Below are 10,106 nucleotides of genomic sequence, written 5' to 3' on the forward strand. Positions count from 1 at the left end.
GCCGCTGTGCCGACAAAGGAGCCCGGATCTAGGCGGAGATGCCGTCGATCCGGGCCAACGCGTCGTCCGCGCCGTACGGCTGCAAATAGGGCAGCCAGCGCGGATCCCGATGCCCCGTGCCGATGATCCGCCAGGCGAGGCCCGACGGCGGGGCGGGTTGGTGGCGGAGCCGCCAGCCGAGTTCGGCGACGTGCCGGTCGGCCTTGACGTGGTTGCAGCGCCGGCACGCGGCCACCACGTTCTCCCAGGCGTGCTGACCGCCGCGGCTGCGCGGGATGACGTGGTCGACGCTGGTTGCGACGCCACCGCAGTACGCGCACCGGCCGCCGTCCCGGGCGAACAGGGCCCGGCGGGTAAGAGGAACGGGCCCCCGGTAGGGGACCCGCACGAAGCGCTTCAACCGGACGACGCTCGGTGCGGCGATCACACGGGTCGCGCTGTGCATCAGGGCGCCGGAGTCCTCGAGGCTGACCGCCTTGTCGTTGAGGACCAGAATGAGCGCGCGACGGAGCGGTACGACACCGAGCGGCTCGTACGACGCGTTGAGGACCAGGACATGCGGCACGGGTGCCTCCTTGTACGCCGGCGGCGCGTGGCTCGCGCCGGGACGATCTGCACTCAGTTTCTCCTCAGGCCTGGTCGTGGCGCCACCACGTCCGGGTAACGCATCCAGAGTGTTTTCGACCACACGGGATCCTTCCCCGCCCCGGCGACGGCCTCCCGCCCGGACACGGGTGCGACCGCGGCCACCGTGGAGGACCCGCCGGGAACACCCGTGCGGAACACCCGAACGGAAGAACGGGCGCCCTTTCGCGTCCCGTTAGTCTGGATGGTCCGTCCCGGGCCCGAGTTCCCGTCGTCCGCCCCGTGTTCCCCGCCCGGGCCGCCACGGAAGGTTGCACGCTGTGTGGTTGCTCGCCGAAGACCCGAGCCCGACGACGCCCTCGCTCCGCGACGCGCGGCGTGACGCCTCGGAGGCCGCCGGCTGGGTGGAGGAGAACTGGTCCTCCTGGCTGGGCGGCGGACTGCGCATCCTGCTGATCCTCGTGATCGCGTTCGTGCTGCGCGCGGTGCTCCGCCGGGTGATCACCAAGTTCATACAGCGGATGAACCGCACCGCGCAGGCCGTGGACGGCACCGCGCTGCGCGGCCTGCTCGTCAACGCCGAACGGCGGCGGCAGCGCTCGGAGGCGATCGGCTCGGTGCTGCGCAGCATCACCTCGTTCGTGGTGATGGGCACCGCGGCGATGACCGTGTTGTCCGTGCTCAACATCAATCTGGCCCCGCTGCTCGCCAGCGCGGGGGTCGCCGGTGTCGCCCTCGGCTTCGGCGCGCGGAACCTGGTCACCGACTTCCTGTCCGGCGTCTTCATGATCCTGGAGGACCAGTACGGCGTCGGGGACACCGTCGACGCGGGCGTCGCCTCCGGCGAGGTGATCGAGGTCGGGCTGCGGGTCACCAAGCTGCGCGGCGAGGAGGGCGCGATCTGGTACATCCGCAACGGCGAGGTCAAGCGCATCGGCAACCGGAGCCAGGGCTGGGCGACCGCGGGGGTCGACGTCCAGGTGCGGTACGACGAGGACCTGGACCGGGCCCGCCGGACGATCCTGGAGACCGGTGAGGAGCTGGCCAAGGAGGAGCCCTGGAGCGAGCGGCTCTGGGGCCCGGTCGAGGTGCCCGGACTGGACGCCGTGACGCTGGAGTCGGTCGTGATCCGCACCCAGGTGAAGACGATGCCGGGCAAGGCGCTCGACGTGGAGCGGGAGCTGCGCTGGCGGATCAAGCAGGCGTTCGACTCGGCGGGCATCCGCATCGTCGGCGGTGTGCCCGAAGGCGGGATCGAGGCCGCCGAGGACCGGGCGGCCGGGGTGCAGCCGCCGTCGGCCCTGGCGGGTCCGGCGGCGCAGTAGGCCCGCGCCCTCCGGCCGTTCGCCACCGCCGGCCCCCGTTCGCCCGCCCGTACCCCCGTCACCCCCGCCGCCGCGCCCGTACGCCCGTCACGCCTGCCACCGCCTCCGTACGCCCGTCACTCCCGCCACCGCGCCCGTACGCCCCTCATCCCCGCCGCCGCGTACGTCCGCCCCCGCGCCGCCGTCCGGGCGGGCCGCGCGCCCCGGGGCACGCCCCGCGCGGGTGTCCGCGGGCACGCGCCCCGGGGTCGTCCGGGCACGCCGGGGCGCCCGCCGGACCGGACTGTTGCGATCCGAGCATGATCCAGCCATTCCGGTGTGTCCCCCGGCTCCCCGGGGCCATACTGCTTGCCGGTGTCCCATGCGCTCTCCGTCCTGCCGGGCGGCGGGGCCGGCCGCGACCCAGGGGGAGGTCTACCCGTGACACACCCGCCGAGCGGCGGCACGCCGCCCGCCGGTCTGCTCGCGGGCGGTCCCGCCGGGCCGCCCGCGCCGCTTCCCTTCCCGGCGGGCCCGCCGGGACAGCCGGGCACGCCGGGACAGCCGCCCGTGGGTGCGGCCGCCCCGGGAGGGACGGGCACCCCCGTGGAGCCCCCTCGGCGCACGGCCTGGGCCGAGGGGGTCGACCGGCTGCGGGCCGCGGCCACGACCGAGCCGGGCCGGCTGCGCCTCATCGGCGCCGTACTGGCCGCGCTGGTCCTGGCGTTCGGCGCGGTCACCGCCTGGCAGGTGTCGGACCGGTCGGCCGCGGCGGCCGACGTGGTCGGCCAGAGCCAGCCGCTGAGCGACGACGCGGCCAGTGTCTACCGCTCGCTCGCGGACGCCGACACCACGGCGGCCGCCGGCTTCCTCTCCGGCGGCCAGTGGCCCGCCGAGATCCGCGAGCGCTACGAGACCGACATCGAGGTCGCCTCCGAACTCCTCGTCACCGCGGCCGCCAACACCGAGGGTTCCGCGGCCTCCCGCCGCGGCGTCGCCGAACTCAACTCCCATCTCACGGCGTACACCGGCCTGGTCGAGCAGGCCCGTGCCAACAACCGGCAGGGCCTGCCGCTCGGCGGCGCGTATCTGCGCCACGCCAACGAGCGGATGCGCACCGACCTGCTGCCCGCCGCCCGCTCCCTCTACGAGGCGGAGACCGACCGGCTGGGCGAGGACTACGCGGACGCCCGGTCCTGGCCGTGGGCCGCGCTGGCACTCGGCGTCCTCGCGCTGGCCGCGCTCGGCTGGGCACAGCGCCGCGTCTACCTGCGGACCAACCGGGTGTTCAACCAGGGGCTGCTGGCCGCGACCGCCGCCTGCGCGGTGCTGCTGCTGTGGCTCGCCGTCGGCCACGGCGTGGCCCGGTCCGGGCTCGGTGACTCCCGGGAGCACGGCGCGGAGTCCCTCCGGGTGCTCAACGAGGCCCGGATCCACTCCCTGACGGCCCGCGGCGACGAGAGCCTGACCCTGGTGGCGCGCGGCGCGCGGCTCACCGGGAACGGCAAGGACTTCTACGAGACGTCGTACGCCGGCGGCATGCGGGACCTGGTCGGCGGGCCCGGCGAGGAGGCGGCGCCCGGCAGCCTGCTGGACCGCGCCGGGGACCTCGCGGACGACACGGAGGGGCGCGCTCCGGTACGGGCCGCTGTGGAAGCGGTCCGTACCTGGCAGGATCGCCACCGCGAGGCGCGGAAGGCCGACGACAACGGCGACTACGACGGCGCGCTCCGGCAGGTCATCGGCGACCGCGGCACGACGGGCGAGTCCTTCGACGAGGTGGACTCCAGCCTGGACCGGGCGCAGGCGCACGAGCGGCGGGAGTTCCGGGCGGCCGCGGACGGCGGACGGCGCGCGTTCGCCGGGCTGCCCGCGGGGGCCGCGGTGTTCGCCCTGCTGGGCGCGGCCGCGGCCGTGCTCGGCATCGGGCGCCGGCTGTCGGAGTACCGGTGAGGGGAGGCGGAGAGCGGGTCATGGACAGGAGACTGCGCGGCTGGGGCGGCGTGGCCGGGATGGCGGTGGCGTGCGCGCTGGCGGCGGCCCTGCTCCCCGCCGTACGGCACGAGGCCGGCACCGGCCGGGCCGGGCCGCCCCGTCCCCCGGAGGCGACGCCGGCCCGGCAGGCGGCGGACGAGGACTGCGAGGACCCGGAGGCCAGCCTGCGGCCGTCCGGCGCGGACGGGCCCGCGGTGAACCGGATCCAGGAGAGCCGGCAACTCGTCGTGGGCGTGGACCAGAACAGCTTCCGCTGGGGCTACCGCGACCCGGCGACGCAGGACCTGGTGGGCTTCGACATCGACCTGGTCGAGGCCATCGCCGAGGACATCCTCGGCGAGGACTACCGGGAGCAGGACAAGAAGGTGGTGTACCGCGCCATCCCCACCAACCAGCGGATACCGGCCCTGCAGAAGGGCGATGTGGACCTCGTCGTCCGCACCATGACGATCAACTGCGACCGGATCCGCGACGTCGCCTTCTCCACCGCCTACTTCGAGGCCGGGCAGCAGGTCCTGGCCCCGAAGGGCTCCGGGATCGAGGGCTTCGACGCGACGCTCGCGGGCCGCACGGTCTGTACGGCCGCCGGCTCCACCGGCGAGTCGGAGCTGCGCAAGCAGTCGCACGGCGCGCGGGTGGTGACGGTGCCCAACCAGCTCGACTGCCTGGTCCGGCTCCAGCTCGGCGAGGTCGACGCGGTGGTCACGGACAACGCGCTCGCCGCGGGCCAGGCCGCGCAGGACCCGTCGGTGGAACTGGTCGGCGAACCGTTCACCGAGGAGCCGTACGGCGTGGCGGTGAACCTGGCGGACGACGACCTGGTACGCCGGGTCAACAAGGTGCTGGAGGAATACCGCGCGGGCGGCGCGGACAGCGCCTGGAGAGAGGCGTACGAGAAGTGGCTCGCGGACGACCTGAAGGGCATAGAAGGGCCGCCCGCACCCAAGTACAAGAGCTGACGACGGCGGCGCTCCCGCGGCTGCCACGAGTACAGGAGAGGTGACCGATGGGGGTTCCGGGACCCATCCCCAGCCCCGCGGGGGGACCCGAGGCACCGGTCATGGACCGGGAGGAGGCGGACCGCGCGCTGACGCGGCTCGTCGCCGAACACGAGGCGGTCGAGACCTCGTTGCTGGCCCTCCAGGACCATGCCGGCCGCCGGCTGCTGGAGGGCGCCGGGCTCACCGGCGAGACCAGGATCCGCTGGGCGGCGGCCGAACAGCTCATCACCCTGCTCTGGACGTACTTCGACGCCTACACCGCCGCCCTGGCCGAGGCCCGCGCCCTGCGCTCCCGGCACCGCTGGCCGGGCCACGCGGAACTCGCCCGGCTGACCGAGCTGCTGCGCGGCCCGAGCGTCACGCTCTCCGCGGCCGAGGCCCCGGAGGCGGCCGCGGCCCTCACCGGGGAGGCCAGGCTCAGCGAACGGCTGACCCTCCAGGAGCTCGTCGACCGGATGAACACCGGTTACGCGCGGGCACTGGACGTGGTGGTGGCCGCCGACTCCGTCTGGTCGGCGCTGCCCGCCCGCATCGACATGCTCGCCGCCGAACTGCGGCGCACCCGCTCCCTCGCGCACTCCGTCGGCGTACGCCCCGGTGAACACCCGGCGGGCGACGACCTGGAGCGCATCACCGCGAACCTGACCGCGCTGCGCGCCGAGGTGATCAGCGATCCGCTCGCCTTCTGGACCCCCGCGGCGGGCGGGAGTTCGGCCCCGGGCGGCGGCCGGCCCGACACCACGCGCTACGACCGCGAGGCCCGCGCCCTGGAGGACATCCGGCGCGAGATCGAGGCGGTGCTCGGGGTGCGGCAGGACGCCGAGCGGCGGCTGATGCAGTTGCGGGACGTCCTCTCCCGCGCGGACCGCACCCTCAACGAGGCCCGGGCGGCCCGCGGCGAGGTGCTGGCCAAGATCGCCGCCTCGGAGGTGCCCGCCGTCAGCGGGCCGCCGACCGCGCTGAACGAGCAGCTGGTGACGGCGGCGGACTACCGCAGGCGCTCCCAGTGGCACCGGCTGTCCCCGCTGCTGGAGAGCCTGGAGGAGCGCGCCGAGGACGAGTTGCAGCGGGCCCGCGAGTCCCTGACCGCGGTGACCGCGCCGCTCGCGGTGCGCGCCGAGCTGCGCGGCCGGCTCGACGCGTACAAGGCGAAGGTCTCCCGGCACGGGCTGGCCGAGGACCCGTTCCTCGCCGAGCGGTACGACGCGGCCCGCCGGATGCTGTGGAGCGCGCCGTGCGACCTGCGCGCGGCCGAGCAGGCGGTACTGCGCTACCAGCAGGCGGTCGCGGAGGCGCTGGTGCCCCGGCAGGCCGGACCCGGGGACCGACCGGGGCTGAGGGAGCCGGAGCGGCGGGGACGGGGGGACGGATGAAGGAGTGCCAGCGGCCCGGCTGCACCGGCGGCTACGAGGACTTCGGCCACGGCGAGCTGTACTGCGACGTCTGCGGGCTGGCACCGGTCGTGTCCGCGGACGGCATGGTGGGCTCCGCGGCGACCGGGGTCGCGGTGCCCCGGCGCGGCAGCGGCTCCGGTGCCGCGCCGCGCGCCTCCCGGGACTCCTCCTCGGGGCCGTCGGGCCGCTCCTCCGGGCCGTCGGCCCGCTCGTCGTCCTCGCGCCGCTCGGTGTCCGGCCGGCTGTCGCGCTCGGCCGCCGGGAACGCCACGGCCCGGCAGCTGTCCGTCCGCTCCTCCGGTTCCGCGCCCACCGCCTCCGGGCGGAACCGGCTGGGTGCCGGTCTGGTGACGGTGCCGGAGGTGCCGCGGTCGGACCCGCGCACCGCGGTGCTGCCGAACCCGCAGGTGCCGGAGCGGAAGCGGTTCTGCAGCCGCGGCGACTGCGGTGCGCAGGTCGGCCGCTCCCGCGGCGACCGGCCGGGCCGCACCGAGGGCTACTGCACCAAGTGCGGGCATCCGTACTCCTTCGTGCCGAAGCTGCGCACCGGTGACATCGTGCACGGGCAGTACGAGGTCGCGGGCTGCCTGGCGCACGGCGGCCTCGGCTGGATCTACCTGGCGGTCGACCGGGCCGTCTCCGACCGCTGGGTGGTGCTCAAGGGCCTGCTCGACACGGGTGACGAGGACGCGCTCGCGGCGGCGGTGTCCGAGCGCCGCTTCCTCGCCGAGATCGAGCACTCCAACATCGTCCGGATCTACAATTTCGTGGAGCACCTGGACCAGCGCACGGGCAGCCTCGACGGCTACATCGTGATGGAGTACGTCGGCGGCAAGTCCCTGCGGGACATCGCGAACGAGCGCCGCACCGCGGAGGGCCGCCGTGACCCGCTGCCCGTGGAACGGGCCTGCGCGTACGGGCTGGAGGCGCTGGAGGCCCTCGGCCATCTGCACAGCCGCAATCTGCTCTACTGCGACTTCAAGGTCGACAACGCCATCCAGCAGCGCGACCAGCTGAAGCTCATCGACATGGGCGCCGTGCGGCGGATGGACGACGAGGACAGCGCGATCTACGGAACGGTCGGCTACCAGGCCCCGGAGGTCGCCGAGACCGGGCCGTCCGTCGCCTCCGACCTCTACACGGTGGCACGGACGCTGGCCGTCCTCACCTTCGACTTCCAGGGCTACACCAACGTCCACGTCGACAGCCTGCCGGATCCGGAGACCGTCGACGTCCTGCGCCGCTACGAGTCGTTCTACCGGCTGCTGGTGCGCGCCACCGATCCCGACCCGGGGCGGCGTTTCGCGTCCGCGGCGGAGATGGCGGAGCAGCTGACGGGGGTGCTGCGCGAGGTGGTGGCCCTGCAGAGCGGCCGGCCGCGGCCCGCGCTGTCGACGCTGTTCGGCCCGGAACTGCGGGTCACCGACACCCGGTTGTTCGCCGAGCAGTCGGGCGCGGTGTCGGTGCTCGGAGTCCGGCCGCACGGCGGGGGCGGGTCCGGGGCGGGCCGTCCCGGCTCGGGGGCGAGGGGCACCGCGTCGGGCGCCCCGGGCCCGGACGGGTCGGTCCGGGGCCCGGACGGCTCCGGTTCGGGTGGCCGCGGCGGCCGCGGCAGATGGCGGTTCCGCCGCGGGCTGCCTCCGGCCGGCGCGCCCACGGGCGGTCCCGGGACGGCCGGGCCTGCCGGACCGGCGGGGACGGCGGTACTCGGGGCGGCCGGGCCCGCTGCGGCCGGGGTCCCTGGACAGCAGGGCGGCCCCGGCGGGTACGGGTACGGCGGCACGGGCGGGTACGCGGGCACGGGCGGGTACGCGGGCGCCGGCGGGTACGACGGGACGAGTGGCCCCGGGGTCTCGACGGGGCCGGGGGCCTCACCGGGGTCCGGGGCCGGGGCGGCGACCGGGCTGGCCGCGCACGGTTCGGTGGCCACGGGCGCCACGCACCAGGGCTGGGGACCGTCGGCGGGCTCCGGACAGCCGCTCCCGGACGGCCGCCCGGGCGAGGGCCGGCAGACGGCGGGCGCGTACACGGGAACCGCGTACACGGAAACGTCACACACGGGAACGTCGTACGGCGGCGGCGTCCCCGGCAGCGGGCCCGGCGGCGTTCCCGGTGCCTCGGTGCCCGGTGCCGTCGTTCCCGGTGGCGCGGGTGTGCCCGGGACGGTGACCGGGGGTGTCCCCGGGCCCGGGCAGGTCCTCGCCGGGGCGGAGGGCGGCGGGCAGCCGGTGCTGGCCCCGCTCGACCTGCGGGCCACCGCGCTCGCGCTGCCGGTGCCCCGGGTCGACCCGCGGGACCCCAACGCCGGGTTCCTCGCCGGGTTGCCGGCCGCCGCACCGGCCGAGCTGCTGACCGCGCTGGCCGCGGCCCCCGGTGACTCGGTCGAGCGGCGACTGCGCGAACTGCGCGCCCTGCTGGAGATCGGCGACCCGGACCCGGCCGGTGCCGCGCTGGCCGAGCTGGAGCACGGTCATCCGGACGACTGGCGCATCGTCTGGTACCGCGGCCTCGCGGCCCTGGTGACCGGCGACCGGGAGACCGCGGCGCTCGCCTTCGACGCCGTGTACGACGCGTTCCCCGGCGAACCGGCGCCGAAGCTCGCGCTCGGCGTGTGCGCGGAGGTGCTGGGGCAGCTGGACAACGCCGCCGAGTACTACCACCTCGTATGGGCGACCGATCCGAGCCATGTGAGTGCCGCCTTCGGGCTGGCCCGGGTGCGGATGGCCGCCGGGGACCGCGCGGGCGCCGTACGGGCGCTGGAGTCCGTGCCGGAGGCCTCGATCCACTACACGGCCGCCCGGGTGGCGGCCGTACGGGCGCGGCTGCGCAACCGGGCGGCCCGGGAGCCGCTGCTGGACGATCTCACCGCGGCGGCCCGGCAGGTGGAGCGGCTGCGGGAGTTCGGGCTGGACGCGGTGCGCCGCGAGCAGTTGTCCACCGAGGTGCTGGGGACCGCGCTCGACTGGGTACTCTCCGGTGGGCGCGGTGCGCGGCCGGACGGCGACGCGGCGGGCGCGGAGGCCGGAGGTCCGGCCGGCGACCGGCGGCTTCTCGGCTGCCCGTTCGACGAGCGGGGACTCCGGCTCGGTCTGGAGCGCTCGTACCGGGTACTCGCGCGGCTGGCTCAGCGCGGCGGGGAAAGGATCGAACTGGTGGAGCGGGCCAACCGTCTCCGCCCCAGGACGTGGGTGTGATAGATGCCGCAGGTGCCCCAACCGTCAATCTGCCCGAGCTGCGCGGAGCCGCTGGAGTCGGGTGACAACTTCTGCGGCGCGTGCGGTGCGGCGGTTCCGACGGCGACCGCCGGCCCGGAGCGGCCCGGCGCCGTGACGACCGGCCCCGGGCACGTCCGCCCGGAGCAGCCCGGCCCGGTGACAGCCGCTCCCGGGCACGCCCGCCCGGAGTCCCACGCTTCGGAAGCCGCCGCTCCGGGGCCTGGTGCTCCGGAAGCCACCACTCCGGGGCCCGGGACTCCAGAAGCCACTCCGGCCCCGCAGGCACCGGCCCCGACCACGGCCGCCCCGCAGACTCCGTCCGCGCCCGCTCAGGCTCCGGCCGCTCCAACCCCGGCCGCTCAGACCCCGGCCGCTCAGTCCGCGCCCGCTCAGGCTCCGGCCGCTCCGGCCCCACAGGCTCCCCCAGCTCCGGCTGTTCCCCCTGCTCCCCCTGCTCCCCCAGCTCCGGCTGCTCCGGCTGCTCCGGCTGCTCCGGCTCCGGTCCCTCAGGTTCCGCCCGCAGCGGGCGCGGCCCCACAGAGCGCGACCGCACAGGGCGCGACGGCACAGGACCCCGGCCGGGACGGAACCCCCGCGCCGCCGCCCCACAGC

6 protein-coding genes are annotated in these 10,106 nt (G+C 75.9%); 5 read left to right on the top strand and 1 reads right to left on the bottom strand.

Going from position 1 to position 10,106, the window contains the following annotated elements:
• Positions 1-28 precede the first annotated feature (28 nt).
• Positions 29-565, bottom strand: a complete 537-nt coding sequence (locus GCU69_RS00385; protein ID WP_098751922.1) for an HNH endonuclease — start codon at positions 563-565, stop codon at positions 29-31.
• Between the two features lie 346 nt (positions 566-911).
• Between GCU69_RS00385 and GCU69_RS00390 the strand changes: the two genes are divergently transcribed.
• From GCU69_RS00390 to GCU69_RS33345, 5 genes are all read left to right on the top strand, one after another.
• On the top strand, positions 912-1,910 hold the full coding sequence (locus tag GCU69_RS00390) for a mechanosensitive ion channel family protein (protein ID WP_235978109.1): 999 nt from the start codon (positions 912-914) through the stop codon (positions 1,908-1,910).
• Positions 1,911-2,330: 420 nt separating this feature from the next.
• Complete coding sequence (locus GCU69_RS00395; protein WP_408055739.1) at positions 2,331-3,842, top strand: hypothetical protein; 1,512 nt, start codon at positions 2,331-2,333, stop codon at positions 3,840-3,842.
• Positions 3,843-3,862: 20 nt separating this feature from the next.
• Complete coding sequence (locus tag GCU69_RS00400) at positions 3,863-4,843, top strand: glutamate ABC transporter substrate-binding protein (protein ID WP_098751928.1); 981 nt, start codon at positions 3,863-3,865, stop codon at positions 4,841-4,843.
• A 47-nt stretch (positions 4,844-4,890) separates the two neighbouring features.
• Entirely contained in the window at positions 4,891-6,258 is a 1,368-nt protein-coding gene (locus tag GCU69_RS00405; RefSeq protein ID WP_156204808.1) for a hypothetical protein, read from the top strand.
• Positions 6,255-9,473 (top strand): serine/threonine-protein kinase, encoded by a 3,219-nt coding sequence (locus GCU69_RS33345; protein ID WP_156204809.1) that lies wholly within the window; start codon positions 6,255-6,257, stop codon positions 9,471-9,473. Before GCU69_RS00405 ends, GCU69_RS33345 begins: the two co-directional genes overlap by 4 nt.
• The last annotated feature ends 633 nt before the right edge of the window (positions 9,474-10,106 follow it).

The organism is Streptomyces lycii (assembly GCF_009735685.1).
GTDB classification, from domain to species: domain Bacteria; phylum Actinomycetota; class Actinomycetes; order Streptomycetales; family Streptomycetaceae; genus Streptomyces; species Streptomyces lycii.